Below are 15363 nucleotides of genomic sequence, written 5' to 3'. Positions count from 1 at the left end.
TTTTTATTATTTAAAGGTTTCTAGCAAAGCAGAAATCTCCATTTTTTGTTTTGAAACTGAAATTCTTCCCGAACGTACAAACTGCATAATTCCGTATGGTTTGAATTTTTCGTATAATTCTTCAATTTCAGAACGTCTTCCTGATTTTGAAATAACGAAGAAATCACGAGAAACCGTTACAATAGTAGACTGGCTTTCTTTGATGATATTCTGAATTTGTTTTTCGTCAAACAACAAACTTGAGGCAATTTTAAACAGAGCATTTTCTAAGAAAATAGTTTCTTCATCTGTATGATAAAATGCTTTTATAACTTCAATTTGTTTTTCAATTTGGCCTACAATATTCTGAACCCATTTCTCTGTAGTATTTACTACAATGATAAATCTCGAAACATTCTCTATTTCTGATTCTGAAACATTTAGACTTAATATATTAATGTGGCGCTTTAAGAATATTCCAGATATTCTATTCAACAATCCCACGTTATTTTCTGAGTATACCGATATGGTAAATGTTTTATCTTCCATTTGTTTTTTAGTTTATTTTGTTTCAAGTTTCAGGTTTCACGTTCTACAACTTGAAACTCAAAAAACTTGAAACATGAAACCTTTTTTTTAGCTTAATCTAATTTCTGAAACACACGCTCCTGTTGGAATCATTGGAAAAACATTATTTTCCTTTTCCACCATGACTTCTAAGAAGTAAGATTCTTTAGAAGCTAGCATTTCTGCAACTGCTTCGTCTAAATCATCGCGACTCGTTACTTTTTTAGATTTAATATGGTATCCTTCAGCTATTGCAACAAAATTTGGATTGATCATTTTTGTTGATGCATATCGGTTGTCAAAAAACAATTCCTGCCATTGACGTACCATTCCTAAAAATTCATTATTTAAAATAACAATCTTAACTGGAACTTGAGTTTGGAAAATTGTACCCAATTCCTGAATTGTCATTTGGAAACCTCCATCACCAATAATCGCTACTACTTCGCGTTCTGGTTTCCCCATTTTTGCTCCAATTGCAGCTGGAAGTGCAAATCCCATTGTACCTAAACCTCCAGAAGTAATATTACTTTTTGTTGAATTAAATTTAGCATAACGGCAAGCAAACATCTGGTGCTGACCAACATCTGAAACGATAATGGCATCACCTTTTGAATGTTTATTGATCATTTCGATAGTTTCTCCCATCGAAATTCCTTTGCCGTTTGTTGGATTTAATTCTTCTTTGATTACAGAATTGAATTCAACTTCTCTTAAAGCTTTAAATTCGTTAAGCCATAAATCATGCGATTTCGCATCTAATAATGGTAATAATGCAGCTAAAGATTCTTTAACATCACCTAAAACAGCGATTTCTGTTTTTACGTTTTTATCGATTTCAGCAGGATCAATTTCGAAGTGAATTACTTTTGCCTGTTTTGCATAAGTCGCTAATTTTCCAGTAACACGGTCGTCAAAACGCATTCCGAAAGCAATTAAAACATCACATTCGTTAGTCATTAAATTAGGTGCATAATTTCCGTGCATTCCTAACATTCCAACATTTAATGGGTGATCTGTCGGCAAAGCTGATAATCCTAAAATAGTCCATGCAGACGGAATTCCAGATTTTTCGATTACCGCTTTAAATTCAGCTTCGGCTTGACCCAAAATAATTCCTTGCCCGAAAACGATTAATGGTTTCTTTGCAGAGTTAATTAAAGCCGCAGCTTCGGCAACTTTATCTAAGTTTAATTTCGGAACTGGAATATAGCTTCTAATTCCTGTACATTTTTCATAACTAAAATCAAACTCATCAAACTGAGCATTTTTAGTAATATCAATTAATACAGGCCCTGGACGTCCAGAACGAGCAATATAAAATGCTTTTGCAATAATTTCAGGAATCTGGGAAGCTTCAGTTACCTGAAAATTCCATTTCGTTACAGGAGTTGAGATTCCGATAATATCAGTTTCCTGAAATGCATCAGAACCTAATAAATGTCTTCCAACTTGACCTGTAATACAAACCATTGGAGTTGAATCGATCTGTGCATCAGCGATTCCCGTAACTAAATTAGTTGCTCCTGGTCCAGAAGTAGCAATTGCCACTCCTACTTTTCCTGTAGCTCTTGCATAACCTTGAGCTGCATGTGTCGCACCTTGTTCGTGACGTACTAAAACGTGGTGTAATTTATCTTGAAATTTATATAACTCGTCGTAAACTGGCATGATTGCTCCACCTGGATAACCATAAACCAAATCTACTCCTTCTTCTAACAAACATCTTATAACGGCTTCTGCCCCTGATATTCTCATAGTATATTGTTTTTCAAGAATCAATTTCAATTTTCCAATTGATTCTTGATATTATTGTTTTTAAAATTAATTATCGGTTACACATCCTGTTGATGCACTAGAAACCGATCTAGCGTATTTAAGTAAAACCCCTCTGTCAACTTTTAATTTCGGCTGAACCCAAGCCGCTTTTCTAGCTGCAAATTCTTCGTCAGATATCTTCAGGTCGATTGTATTTTTTATAGCGTCGATAGCGATCATATCTCCATCTTTTACTAGTGCAATACCACCACCGTCATATGCTTCTGGTGTAACGTGTCCTACCACGAAACCGTGCGAACCACCCGAGAATCTACCGTCTGTAATTAGTGCACAGCTGCTTCCTAATCCAGCACCAATAATGGCAGATGTAGGTTTCAGCATTTCAGGCATTCCCGGACCACCTTTTGGTCCACAACCCCTAATGACGACTACATTACCTGGTTTAATTTTTCCGGCTTGAAGACCTGGAATTACTTCAAACTCACCTTCAAAAACTACAGCTGGTCCTTCGAAATATTCTCCTTCTTTACCACTGATTTTTGCTACAGCACCTTCAGAAGCAAGATTTCCGTATAAAACCTGAATATTTCCAGTCGGTTTTAATGCTTTTTGAATTTCGTGAATTACTTCTTGTCCGTCTTGTAAATCAGGAGTCGAAGCTAAATTCTCAGCAACAGTTTTTCCTGTTACAGTTAAACAATCTCCGTGAATCAATCCAACTTTCAATAAATATTTCATTACCGAAGGAATTCCTCCAACTTCATGAATATCTTCCATCATATATTTACCACTTGGTTTCATATCAGCAAGAACAGGAGTTCTGTCATTAATTGCCTGAAAATCATCCAAAGTGATTGTGATGCCAACAGAATGTGCCATTGCGATTAAGTGCATAACAGCATTTGTAGAACCTCCTAAAACCGCTACAATTGTAATAGCATTTTCGAAAGCTTTACGACTCATAATGTCTCTTGGCTTAATATCTTTTTCTAATAAAATTTTAATTGCTTTACCAGCAGCAAGACATTCATCTCTTTTTTCTTGACTTAAAGCTGGATTAGAAGAACTGTAAGGCAAACTCATTCCTAATGCTTCAATAGCAGAAGACATTGTGTTTGCAGTATACATACCACCACAAGCTCCAGCGCCTGGACAAGCATTCTGAATAACACCTTTAAAATCTTCTGGAGTAATTTCGCCTTTTACTTTTTTTCCTAAAGCTTCAAAAGCAGAAACAATGTTTAATGATTCTCCTTTCCATTTTCCAGAGTGAATAGAACCACCGTAAATCATCATTGATGGACGGTTTAATCTTCCCATTGCAATTAATGCTCCTGGCATATTTTTATCACAACCAGGAATTGCAATAATACTGTCGTACCATTGCGCTCCAGCAACAGTTTCGATAGAATCTGCAATTACATCACGAGAAACTAATGAGTAACGCATACCTTCAGTTCCGTTAGAAATACCGTCACTGACACCAATGGTATTGAAAATAAGTCCGACAAGATCTGCATCCCAAACACCTTTTTTAACATCTTTTGCTAAATCATTCAAGTGCATGTTGCAAGTGTTACCATCGTAACCCATGCTCACGATTCCAACTTGTGCTTTCTTTAAATCTTCTTCAGTTAAACCAATTCCGTACAACATGGCTTGCGCTGCAGGCTGTGTTTGATCTTGGGTGATGGTCTTGCTGTACTTATTTAATTCCATTATTGTTTTTTATTTTTAATTTTTTATTCAAAAAAAAACCTTCCAGTATTTGGAAGGTTTGTAATATAGTTTTTCAATTATATTTATAACATTCCCGATGCAGATGTGTGAATCACATTGACAACAACGACAGAAGTAATAATAATTGAGATTTGCATCGCTTATTTTTTTAGTGTTACAAAAGTAAATAAACTTTAGTAAGTAAAAAAATAAAATCTCAACATTTCAAATACTTCTTGTGATTATCTTCACTTTTTAACAGAAAATATTAAACAATTGTCGATTGCCCAATACTAACATTATCATTATTAAAATACAGCAAATCGTCTTTACTGAAAATGAAATTAGAAACGAACTCTCCTACTTCATTTGTACCGAATTTTGAATCTGGTTTTAAATCAACAGTAACTACTTTATATTCAATTGCTTTTTCTACTGCTTTATAGATTACATGAGCTTCTTTAGTTAATCCAAAATGTTCTAACAAAAGTGCCGCTGCCAAAATCGAAGCAATAGGATTTGCAATATTTTTACCTTTTGCTTGCGGATATGATCCGTGAATTGGCTCAAACAAAGCATTTTTCGATCCTAAAGATACTGATGGCAATAAACCAATAGAACCTGTAATAACACTTGCTTCATCTGATAAAATATCTCCGAACAAGTTCTCAGTCAAAATCACATCAAATTGTTTCGGATTCAAAATCAGCTGCATTGCTGCGTTATCCACAAATAAGAAATCAAGCTTAACATCTGGATAATTTTCGCTCACTTTCTGAACTACTTTTCTCCACAATCTAGAAGTTTCCAAAACATTTGCTTTGTCAACCATTGTCAACTTTTTGCGTCGTTTTTGTGCCGATTGAAAAGCCAGATGTGCAATTCTGGTAATTTCTTCTTCTGAATATTCACATAAATCCGAAGCATGTGTTCCTTCTTCATTTAATGTTTTAGTTCCAAAATAAGCTCCGCCAGTTAATTCTCTAAAAATGGTAAAATCAGCACCTTCAATAATTTCTCTTTTCAAAGGAGAAGCTTCAATTAAGGCTTTATAAGGTTTTATAGGACGAATATTAGCAAATAAGCCTAATTCTTTACGAAGTTTCAGTAATCCTTGTTCCGGACGGACTTTTGCATTTGGGTTATTATCGTATTTCGGATCTCCAATTGCACCAAGCAAAACTGCATCTGTATTTAAACAGAGGTTCAGTGTTTGTTCTGGTAAAGGATTTCCCGTTTTATCGATAGCAACCGCTCCCATAAGGGCTTCTTCAAAAACAAATTCGTGATTGTACACTTCGCCAATGGCATACAAAGCTTTCTTAGCTTGTAAAATTACTTCAGGCCCAATTCCATCTCCTGGTAAAACTGCAATTTTTAAATTCATAATCTCTCGCTATTTATGTCTTTAAATCCTTATTGTTCCTAATTTTTTTTTGAAATATTAACTTCTAATTAAATCCCCTTCAATTTTAGAAGCTTCTATAATTTGGTGAATATCTGCGTCTAAAACTTCTTTTTTGATATCTGCGAATTTCAAGAATTCAACATAAACGATATCCAATTGTACTTTTGTTAATTCGTAACCTACTTTTTTAGCTCTGTAAGCCAAAGCAGCTCTTCCGCTTCTTGCAGTCAAAATAATTGAAGATTCATTTACTCCAACATCTAACGGATCCATGATTTCGTAAGTTGCTCTGTTTTTGATTACACCATCTTGGTGAATTCCAGAACTGTGTGCAAAAGCATTTGCTCCAACGATAGCTTTATTAGGCTGAACGATCATTCCCATACTTTCAGAAACCAAACGGCTCATTTCGTTCAATTCTCTTGTATTAATATTTGTATCTAAATTTAAATATGGATGTTGTTTGAAAATCATAACCACTTCTTCAAGTGCTGTATTTCCTGCTCTTTCTCCAATACCATTAATAGTACATTCAATTTGTCTCGCACCATTTATAGCTCCTGCAATTGAGTTTGCAGTTGCCATTCCTAAATCATTATGACAATGGCATGAAAGGATTACGTTTTCGATTCCTTTTACGTTTTCTTTTAAGTATTTAATCTTAGCTCCATACTCTTCTGGAAGACAATATCCAGTTGTATCAGGAATATTTAATACAGTTGCACCAGATTTAATCACTTCCTCACAAACTTTTGCAAGGAATGCATTATCTGTTCTACCAGCATCTTCGGCGTAGAATTCAACATCTTCTACATACGATTTTGCGTGTGCTACAGCATATTTTGCTCTTGCAATAATATCTTCAGGCGTAGTTTGTAATTTGTGGAGGATATGAGATTGTGAAGTTCCGATTCCAGTATGGATTCTAGGTTTCTTAGCATGCTTTAAGGCAGCTGCAGCAACATCAATGTCATTTTTTACGGCTCTTGTTAGTCCGCAGACAGTTGCATTTTCTACAATTTTACAAATCTCAGAGACCGATAAAAAATCGCCTGGACTTGACACAGGAAAGCCTGCTTCGATAATGTCAACTCCCATTTTGTCTAGTCGTTCTGCGATAACTAATTTTTGCTTAGTATCTAACTTACATCCTGGAACTTGTTCACCATCTCGCAAAGTGGTGTCAAAAATTTGAACTTTCTCTCTATTCATATTCATTTATTTAATGTAATTTCACATCTTGATAACAAATATATATTGTACTATCGCAGTACGAAATTCATTTTAATGAAATTATACTGTTCATAAAACGATTTATACCCTATTAAACACTTTATTATCAATAAGTTACATTATTATTTTTTACAATGGCTAACCATCAAAAAGATTTCTTATTTGTTTTAATCAAATCACTTTCGAAATCAGAAAAAAGACAGTTTAAAATTTTTGCAAGCCGATTAGAGACAAGTTCAAACACAAAATTTATTGAATTATTTAATATTTTAGATAAATCTGAAGTTTACGACGAAAAGCTTATCCTTAAAAGTGGTGTTATACAAAAGGTACAGCTATCTAATTTAAAATCATACTTATACAAACAAATTCTAGTAAGTATTAGATTAAATATTCCTAGCCAGAATATTCGTTATCAACTGCGTGAACAAATGGATTTTGCCGTTATTCTTTATAATAAAGGATTATATAAACAAAGTTTAAAAATCTTAGATAAAACAAAACAGCAAGCTCTTGAAAATGATGAAAAATATATGGCGTATGAAATTGTAGAATTCGAAAAACTAATCGAATCGCAATATATTACGCGTAGTATACAAGGTCGCGCTGACGAATTAGTAGTTCAAGCAAAAGAATTGAATTACAGAAATACCATTTCAAGCAAATTATCCAATTTATCGCTTCAGTTGTATGGAATAATGCTGAAAACTGGTTATGTAAAAAATGATCAGGAATATAAATACATAGACGATTATTTTAACAGACATATATCAAAATTAGACGAAAGTAAATTTGGCTTTCGCGAAAAATACTGGTTTTACAATGCTAATCTATGGCGAAGCTTTTTGGTTCAAGACTTTTTGGCCAGTTATAAATATGCTTACAAATGGGTTCAGCTTTTCTACGATAATCCGAATATGATTTATTTGAATCCGGTGTTTTTCTTAAAAGGCAATCATTATTTTTTAGAGTCGCTTTATATGTTAAAGTACAAATCGAACTTTAAGAAATATTTGAATCTTTTGGAAGAAACAATCTCTGATCCAAAATTTCCTTCGAATGATAATATTGCATCTCTGTCATTTCTTTACGTTTATAACAATAAGCTAAATCTTCATATTTTAGAAGGCACTTTTGCAGAAAGCGAATATTTGATTCCTGAGATTTTAGAAAAACTGAAAATTCACAGTGAACATTTAGATGAACATCACGAAATGTTGTTCTTCTATAAGTTTGCTTCTATTTATTTCGGAAATGAAAAATATAATGAATGCATTAATTATTTAGATAAAATAATCAATAATAAGAACTTAACAATGCGCGAAGATTTAATGTGCTTTGCAAGGCTATTGTCTTTAATTGCACATTATGAACTTGGAAAAGATTATTATTTAGAAAACCATCTAAAAAGCACCTATAAGTTTTTATTAAAAATGAATGACTTGCATGAAGTTCAGAAAGAAATAATCAAATTCTTGAGAAACTTAAATAATTTTTATCCAGCAGATATCAAAAACGAATTCAAAAAAATGCACGCTCGTTTTGTTGAGCTTGAAAAGAATACCTATGAAAAAAGAGCTTTCTTATATTTAGATATCATTTCGTGGCTTGAAAGCAAAATTGAAAATAGAAAAATTGCTGATATTATAAGAGAAAAAGCGAAATTGAATAATCGATGAATGTTTAAATTACAATTTTTAAATTGCTTCGCCTATTCGCTATCGCTCGGGTCCAAATTCCAATAAAAAAAGCCTTGAATTTCAAGGCTTTTTTTGTCATTTCGACGAAGGAGAAATCTTCGCAAGAAACTCCACAAAGATTAGACTTTCGTTACTGAGCTGCTTGCGAAGATTTCTCCTTCGTCGAAATGACAAACTGTACTAAAAAATAAATATGTAAAAAATCCCAAACTCCAAGAAAATTGGAATTTGGGATTTTTTTTTGAGATTTTAAAAACTTACTCCACAATATTAGAAGTGGTAACATAGAAATTTTTATCAACTTCAAGCTTTCTATCTTCATTCTCAGTTTTAACCGATTGCCAATCTGTTGTTGGTTTTAGCCAAGTTTCAACACCATTGATTTTAACTTTTACTGGCATATCAAATTTAGAAACACAGTTTGTCCAATGATATCCTAAAGTTCCATTTTTAAACATGTATTCAAAAACCGGAATTTTAGTTGTAGTTAAATATTGAGCATAAACTCTATTAAAATTAATTCCAGCTTGTTCGTTAATATAATCTTCAATTTGTTTTGAAGTTACGGTTTGATGATAAAAAGTCTTATTTAAACCTCTCAAAATAGATTTCCATTTTGCATCATCATTTACAATTTGGCGAATTGTGTGCAACATATTAGCGCCTTTCGGATACATATCTCCAGAACCTTCATTGTTTACATCATAATGACCGATAATTGGTTTATCATTTTCAATATTATTTCTGCAGCCAATCACATATTCTGCACCAGCATCTTTACCATAATAATACTCCAAGAAAAGGCTTTCAGAATAATTAGTAAAACTCTCATGAATCCACATATCTGCGATGTCTTTGTACGTAATATTATTCGCAAACCATTCGTGTCCAGACTCATGAATAATAATAAAATCAAACTTTAATCCCCAACCAGTTCCACTTAAATCGCGTCCTAAATAACCTTGTTTATATTGGTTTCCGTAAGTAACAGAACTTTGGTGTTCCATTCCTAAATATGGAACTTCAACTAATTTATAACTGTCTTCGTAAAACGGATAAGGTCCAAACCAATTTTCGAAAGCTTTGAGCATTTTTGGAGCGTCTTTAAAATGCTCTTTTGCTAAAGCTAAATTATCTCTCAAAACATAGTAATTACAATCTAAATCGCCTTTTTCTCCTTTAAATACTTCAGAAAAATTCACGTAATCACCAATGTTGATATTTACACCATAATTATTAATCGGATTCGAAACATACCAATTGAAGGTTTTTGTTCCGTCTTTTTCTTTTTTTACGCTTTTCAATCTTCCGTTAGAAACTTCTGTCAAATCTCCAGGAACATTTACACTAATAAGCATATTCTCCACTTCATCATACATATGATCTTTGCAAGGCCACCAAACACTTGCTCCTAAACCTTGACAAGATGTAGCAATAAAATCTTTTCCGTTTTTATCTTTTTTCCAAGAAAATCCACCGTCCCAAGGAGCTCTAACAGCTTCTTTAGGCTTTCCTTCATATGATATTACAATCTCTTTTGTATCTCCAACTTTTTGTTTTTCAGTTAAAGTAATGAAGAAAGCGTTTCCATCTCTTTCAAACTTTTGCTCTTTTCCATTCTGAGTTACTTTCGTAATGTTCATTGGCTGCTGCAAATCAATCTGCATTCTGTCATTTTCTGTTAAAACAGTATAACGAACTGTGTTTGAACCCGAAATAAATTTTTCAGAAGGCTTAACTTTCACATCCAAATGATAATATTTCAAATCCCACCAAGCTCTTTCTTTTGTTATGCTTCCGCGTAAAGTATCTTGATGTGTAAAAGCAGTCTCAGACTTATTTAAAAGTCCTTGTGCATTAGCAGTAAAACCAACTAAAAAGGCGATAAATACGCCACCGAAGTATTTTCTCATTATTTATAAATTTGAAAGAAATAAGGTAATTAAACCAGCTTAATCTTCAACAAATGTAAACATTCAGATCAATAATTTTGGTTTTTTATCATTTTGAGAATAAAAAAAATGCTGTCAAATTCATTATTCTTCTCTATTTTAGTGCTTTTAAACTGTAGAATTCACAATATGAGATTTAAAGCAATCATTCCTTTTATAATTGTACTATTTTCGGTTGCTTCAAATTCCCAAAATATTCCAGTTCATAAAACTGAAAAGCAAATAGTAATTGATGGAAATTTATCAGATTGGGAAACACCTTTTTTAGGTCCGTTTATGATTCATAATTCTGGAGAAAAAGCTACGCAAAACACTTTTATTTCACTTTCGTGGAATGAAGAAAATCTTTACATCGCTTACAATTGCAAAGATTCTAATATAATTGGAAAACCTCAAACCAAAGATGCGCAAATATTTTATACTGATGATCTTGTAGAAATTTTTATAGATCCAGACGGAGACGGACAAAATTATGTTGAAATTGGCGTAAATGCTTTTTCTACAAATTATGATTTACTTCTGAAATGTATCTCAGCCGAATGCGGCGGCTGGAAAACTGAAATTGGTTTTAACATTAAAGGAATGGAAACAGTAAGCAATATTAATTCTGAAGGTTATACTGTTGAAATTAAAATTCCTTTTGCAAGTCTTGAAAAGATTAAAAATGCTAATTTTCTAAAACCAAAAGTAGGCACAAAATGGAAAGCAAATGTTTTTAGAATTGATTACGGTAAATCGATTGAATATCTTGCATTACAACCTTATAAGAGTTTAAAATTTGGTTTTCATCAACCAGCAGAATTTGCTGTTTTTGAGTTTGTAGAGTGAATTTAATTTGTTTCAGGTTTCAAGTTTCAAGTTCTATGGAGTGACCTGAAACTTGAAACCTGAAACAAAATATTTTACTTCTGACGTTTCTTCAAAACTTGAACAACATCATTTAATTCATAACCTTTTGCTTGTAGCAGAATTAAGTAATGAAATAATAAATCTGCGCTTTCGCTAAGAAACAAATCATCATTATCATCTTTTGCTTCAATAACCACTTCTACAGCTTCCTCTCCTACTTTTTGAGCAATTTTATTGATTCCTTTTTCGAATAAAGAAGCAACATAACTCTTTTCAGAATCAGCATTTTCTCTTCTTGTTTTGATTGTATTTTCTAAATGAGAAATAAAACCATAATTAGCATCGTTTGGTTCTTGCCAGCAAGTGTCGGCACCAGTGTGACAAGTTGGTCCAACAGGTTTTGCTTGAATCAAAAGCGTGTCGCCGTCGCAGTCATTTTTAATACTTACTAAATTCAAAAAATTGCCACTCTCCTCGCCTTTTGTCCAAAGTCTTTGCTTTGAACGGCTGAAAAATGTTACTTTCTGTGTTTCTATTGTTTTTTGAAGCGATTCTTCGTTCATATAACCCAGCATCAAAACATTTTTAGTTTCTGAATCCTGAATTATAGCCGGAATTAATCCGTGTGCGCTTTTGATATCGATTTCCATAATTTTAGTCTAAAGTTGTAAAGTCCAAAGTCTTAAAGTCAAAACTATAATCGAACTTCTATATTATTATTTCTTAATTCTTGTTTTAAAGCTTTTATTTCGATTTCTTTAAAGTGAAAAACACTCGCTGCTAAAGCGGCATCGGCTTTTCCTTTTTTAAACGAATCTACGAAATGCTGAATATTTCCAGCTCCACCAGAAGCAATAATCGGAATATTTACCAATTCTGAAAGTTTCGCCAAAGCTTCATTTGCAAAACCATTTTTTGTTCCGTCGTTATCCATCGAAGTAAATAGAATTTCTCCCGCACCTCGTTCAGCCACCTCTACAGCCCAATCGAATAAATTCAATTCAGTTGGTACTTTTCCTCCAACTAAATGCACAATCCATTGTCTGTCAATTTGTTTGGCATCGATTGCAACGACAACACATTGACTTCCAAATTTCTGTGCCAAATCATTAATCAATTGTGGATTTTTAACTGCCGATGAATTGATCGAAACTTTATCCGCTCCGTTATTTAACAGAATATCAACATCTTCAACAGATGAAATTCCACCACCAACCGTAAACGGAATATTGATTTTCTCTGCCACGCTTCTCACCATATTTACAAGCGTTTTACGTCTTTCTTCTGTTGCAGAAATATCCAGAAAAACCAATTCATCTGCCCCTTCAGCAGAATATATTTCAGCTAATTCCACAGGATCTCCAGCGTCACGCAAGTCAACGAAATTAACGCCTTTTACGGTTCTTCCGTTTTTTATATCTAAGCAAGGTATTATTCTTTTTGCTAACATTTTTAATTTGGTTGTTGGTTATTGGTTGATTGTTGCTGGTTAATACTATAAACTATCAACCGACAACTAACAACTATAAATCAATTATATAGTTTTCTAACTGTTTCAAAGTAATTCTGCCTTCGTAAATTGCTTTTCCGATAATTGTTCCTTCGCAACCTAATTCGGCCAATTTTGGTAATTCGTCGAAAGTCGAAATTCCTCCAGAAGCGATTAATTTTATTCCTTTAGCTTCTGCTAAAATTTTGCTGTATAAATCAAAACTTGGACCTTGAAGCATTCCATCTTTAGCAATATCAGTACAAATTACATATTCAATTCCTTTTTTCATATAATCTTTTATAAACGGAATTAAATCTTCATTTGAATCTTCTAACCATCCAGAAACTGCAATTTTTTCATCTTTTGCATCAGCACCTAAAATGATTTTTTCTGAACCATATTCTGAAATCCATTTTTCGAAAATTGCTCTATTTTTTACAGCGATACTTCCGCCAGTAATTTGATTTGCACCGCTTTCAAAAGCGATTCTTAAATCATCATCCGATTTTAATCCACCGCCAAAATCAATTTTCAAGCTCGTTTGTGTTGCTATTTGTTCTAAGATTTTATAATTGACTATTTTACTTGATTTTGCGCCGTCTAAGTCTACTAAATGTAAATATTCAATTCCATGCGCTTCAAATGATTTTGCTACTTCAAGCGGATTTTCATTGTAAATTATTTTGGTGTCATAATCACCTTTGGACAAACGAACGCATTTTCCTTCAATTATATCTATGGCTGGTATTATTCGCATTTAATTTTAGATTTTAGATTAACGATTATAGATTTTTGATTCTCCAAAATCGATTAATGTTTTATTGATTTTTAATTTTGGAATTTAAATAATGGAATTCAATTTTAAAAAGTTTCCAAGAATCTTTTCCCCAACATCACCGCTTTTTTCTGGGTGAAATTGAGTTCCATAAAAATTATCTTTTTGCAAAGCTGACGCATATTCAACATCATAATTCGTTGTAGCAATGGCTTCATCGCAATTTGGCGCGTAAAAACTATGAACTAAATACATAAACTCATTTTCAGAAATATCTTTAAATAAATCGGTTTTTAAATCATAAATCTGATTCCACCCCATTTGCGGCACTTTTACGTTGTTTGAAAATTTCAAAACATCAACATCAAAAATTCCTAAACCTTCTGTATTTCCTTCTTCAGTTTTATTGCACATCAATTGCATTCCGAGACAAATTCCCAAAACTGGCTGTTTCAATTCAGGAATTAAGCTATCCAAACCACTTTCACGAAGTTTTATCATTGCCGAACTCGCCTCGCCTACGCCAGGAAAAATCACTTTATCTGCCGATTTTATTTCTTCGCGATCATTACTCAAAACGGCTTTAAATCCTAGTCTTTCAATAGCAAACATAATGCTCTGAATATTTCCTGCTCCGTAATTTATAATTACTATTTTCATTAAAAAAGCTTTAAGCTTTAAGCCGTAAGCTTTAGGCTTATTGCCTATTGCCTATAGCTTATAGCGTTTTACAACATTCCTTTCGTCGAAGGCAAAATCATTTTTTCTGTATCTCTTTTTACGGCTACTTTTATCGCTTTCGCGAAAGCTTTAAAGATTGCCTCAATTTTGTGATGTTCGTTAATTCCTTCTGCTTTGATATTTAAGTTCGCTTTTGCACCGTCTGTGAATGACTTGAAAAAATGATAAAACATTTCAGTTGGCATTTTCCCTACCATTTCACGTTTAAATTCTGTTTCCCAAATCAGCCAGTTTCTTCCTCCAAAGTCAATAGCTGCTTGTGCCAAACAATCGTCCATTGGAAGACAGAATCCGTAACGTTCTATTCCTAATTTAGTTCCTAACGCTTTCGCGAAAACTTCTCCTAATGCAATTGCTGTATCTTCAATTGTATGATGTTCATCAACCTCTAAATCGCCTTTTACAAGGATTTCTAAGTCCATTTGACCATGACGTGAAATTTGATCTAACATATGATCGAAAAAGGCAATTCCAGTATCGATTTTGCTTTTTCCTGTTCCATCAAGATTTAAATTGATATAAATATCGGTTTCATTTGTTTTACGAGTAATCGATGCTGAACGTGCTTCTAATTTCAAAAACTCATAAATTGTCTTCCAATCCATAGATTGTAAAACAATTGTTTCGTCTAATTCTTCGCGTTTTGCTGAAATTTCATTACTTCCCGCTCCATCACTATTATTCATAAAAATAGCTTTTGCTCCAAGATTTTTCGCCAATTCAACATCCGTCAAACGATCACCTAAAACAAAAGAATTATCTAAATCATATTCTGGATTATTCAAATATTTTGTCAACATTCCTGTTCTAGGTTTGCGTGTCGGTGCATTTTCTTCTGGAAAAGTTCTGTCTACAAAAATTTCATCGAAAACAACTCCTTCATTTTCAAAAGCTTTTAGAATAAAATTTTGTGTTGGCCAAAACGTATCTTCAGGAAAACTATCGGTTCCTAATCCGTCTTGATTGGTTACCATTGCTAATTCGTAATCTAACTCATTAGCAATTTTAGCCAAATATTGAAACGCTTTTGGGTAAAATTCTAGTTTATCTAAACTGTCTAATTGATAATTTTCTGGTTCTAAAACAATCGTTCCGTCACGATCGATAAAAAGTACTTTTTTCATTTTTGTATTGTTTCAGACCTAACAGTTTTTTTAAACCTGTTAGGT

General features: G+C 33.0%; 13 protein-coding genes. 2 read left to right on the top strand and 11 right to left on the bottom strand.

The features are described from left to right. Nucleotides 1-6: 6 nt before the first annotated feature. The 5 genes from ilvN to NYQ10_RS16150 form a co-directional block, all read right to left on the bottom strand. Nucleotides 7-528: an acetolactate synthase small subunit gene (ilvN, locus tag NYQ10_RS16170; protein WP_144212769.1), complete on the bottom strand. Its 522-nt coding sequence runs from the start codon at nucleotides 526-528 to the stop codon at nucleotides 7-9. 87 nt (nucleotides 529-615) lie between these two features. Further along, the gene (ilvB, locus tag NYQ10_RS16165) at nucleotides 616-2304 is read right to left on the bottom strand and encodes a biosynthetic-type acetolactate synthase large subunit (RefSeq protein ID WP_289877268.1); all 1689 of its coding nucleotides are present in this window, start codon (nucleotides 2302-2304) and stop codon (nucleotides 616-618) included. A gap of 66 nt (nucleotides 2305-2370) precedes the next feature. After that, nucleotides 2371-4044: a dihydroxy-acid dehydratase gene (ilvD, locus tag NYQ10_RS16160; RefSeq protein ID WP_289877267.1), complete on the bottom strand. Its 1674-nt coding sequence runs from the start codon at nucleotides 4042-4044 to the stop codon at nucleotides 2371-2373. Between the two features lie 268 nt (nucleotides 4045-4312). Further along, nucleotides 4313-5431: a 3-isopropylmalate dehydrogenase gene (gene leuB / locus NYQ10_RS16155; protein WP_289877266.1), complete on the bottom strand. Its 1119-nt coding sequence runs from the start codon at nucleotides 5429-5431 to the stop codon at nucleotides 4313-4315. 57 nt (nucleotides 5432-5488) lie between these two features. Further along, nucleotides 5489-6664, bottom strand: a complete 1176-nt coding sequence (locus tag NYQ10_RS16150; RefSeq protein WP_229355095.1) for a 2-isopropylmalate synthase — start codon at nucleotides 6662-6664, stop codon at nucleotides 5489-5491. Nucleotides 6665-6819: 155 nt separating this feature from the next. Between NYQ10_RS16150 and NYQ10_RS16145 the strand changes: the two genes are divergently transcribed. After that, nucleotides 6820-8364, top strand: a complete 1545-nt coding sequence (locus tag NYQ10_RS16145; RefSeq protein ID WP_289877265.1) for a hypothetical protein — start codon at nucleotides 6820-6822, stop codon at nucleotides 8362-8364. Between the two features lie 278 nt (nucleotides 8365-8642). On the opposite strand, the gene NYQ10_RS16140 is transcribed toward NYQ10_RS16145, so the two are convergent. Then, nucleotides 8643-10298 carry a M1 family metallopeptidase gene (locus NYQ10_RS16140; RefSeq protein ID WP_289877264.1) on the bottom strand — a complete coding sequence of 552 codons (1656 nt, stop codon included), beginning with the start codon at nucleotides 10296-10298 and terminating at the stop codon, nucleotides 8643-8645. Nucleotides 10299-10466: 168 nt separating this feature from the next. On the opposite strand from NYQ10_RS16140, the gene NYQ10_RS16135 reads away from it, so the two are divergent. Further along, nucleotides 10467-11165: a carbohydrate-binding family 9-like protein gene (locus tag NYQ10_RS16135; protein ID WP_289877263.1), complete on the top strand. Its 699-nt coding sequence runs from the start codon at nucleotides 10467-10469 to the stop codon at nucleotides 11163-11165. 74 nt (nucleotides 11166-11239) lie between these two features. Here NYQ10_RS16135 and hisIE read toward each other — a convergent pair whose 3' ends face one another. The 5 genes from hisIE to hisB all read right to left on the bottom strand — a co-directional run bounded on the left by hisIE (nucleotide 11240) and on the right by hisB (nucleotide 15318). Continuing rightward, nucleotides 11240-11836 (bottom strand): bifunctional phosphoribosyl-AMP cyclohydrolase/phosphoribosyl-ATP diphosphatase HisIE, encoded by a 597-nt coding sequence (gene hisIE, locus NYQ10_RS16130; RefSeq protein ID WP_289877262.1) that lies wholly within the window; start codon nucleotides 11834-11836, stop codon nucleotides 11240-11242. A 44-nt stretch (nucleotides 11837-11880) separates the two neighbouring features. Then, the gene (gene hisF / locus NYQ10_RS16125) at nucleotides 11881-12636 is read right to left on the bottom strand and encodes an imidazole glycerol phosphate synthase subunit HisF (RefSeq protein WP_289877261.1); all 756 of its coding nucleotides are present in this window, start codon (nucleotides 12634-12636) and stop codon (nucleotides 11881-11883) included. 73 nt (nucleotides 12637-12709) lie between these two features. Beyond that, complete coding sequence (gene hisA, locus NYQ10_RS16120) at nucleotides 12710-13435, bottom strand: 1-(5-phosphoribosyl)-5-[(5-phosphoribosylamino)methylideneamino]imidazole-4-carboxamide isomerase (protein ID WP_289877260.1); 726 nt, start codon at nucleotides 13433-13435, stop codon at nucleotides 12710-12712. Between the two features lie 84 nt (nucleotides 13436-13519). Then, the gene (gene hisH, locus NYQ10_RS16115; RefSeq protein ID WP_289877259.1) at nucleotides 13520-14113 is read right to left on the bottom strand and encodes an imidazole glycerol phosphate synthase subunit HisH; all 594 of its coding nucleotides are present in this window, start codon (nucleotides 14111-14113) and stop codon (nucleotides 13520-13522) included. A gap of 68 nt (nucleotides 14114-14181) precedes the next feature. Then, complete coding sequence (gene hisB, locus NYQ10_RS16110) at nucleotides 14182-15318, bottom strand: bifunctional histidinol-phosphatase/imidazoleglycerol-phosphate dehydratase HisB (RefSeq protein ID WP_289877258.1); 1137 nt, start codon at nucleotides 15316-15318, stop codon at nucleotides 14182-14184. Nucleotides 15319-15363 lie beyond the last annotated feature (45 nt).

Source organism: Flavobacterium johnsoniae, from assembly GCF_030388325.1.
Taxonomy (GTDB): Bacteria; Bacteroidota; Bacteroidia; order Flavobacteriales; family Flavobacteriaceae; genus Flavobacterium; species Flavobacterium johnsoniae_C.
This window is presented reverse-complemented; position numbering and strand designations above follow the sequence as displayed.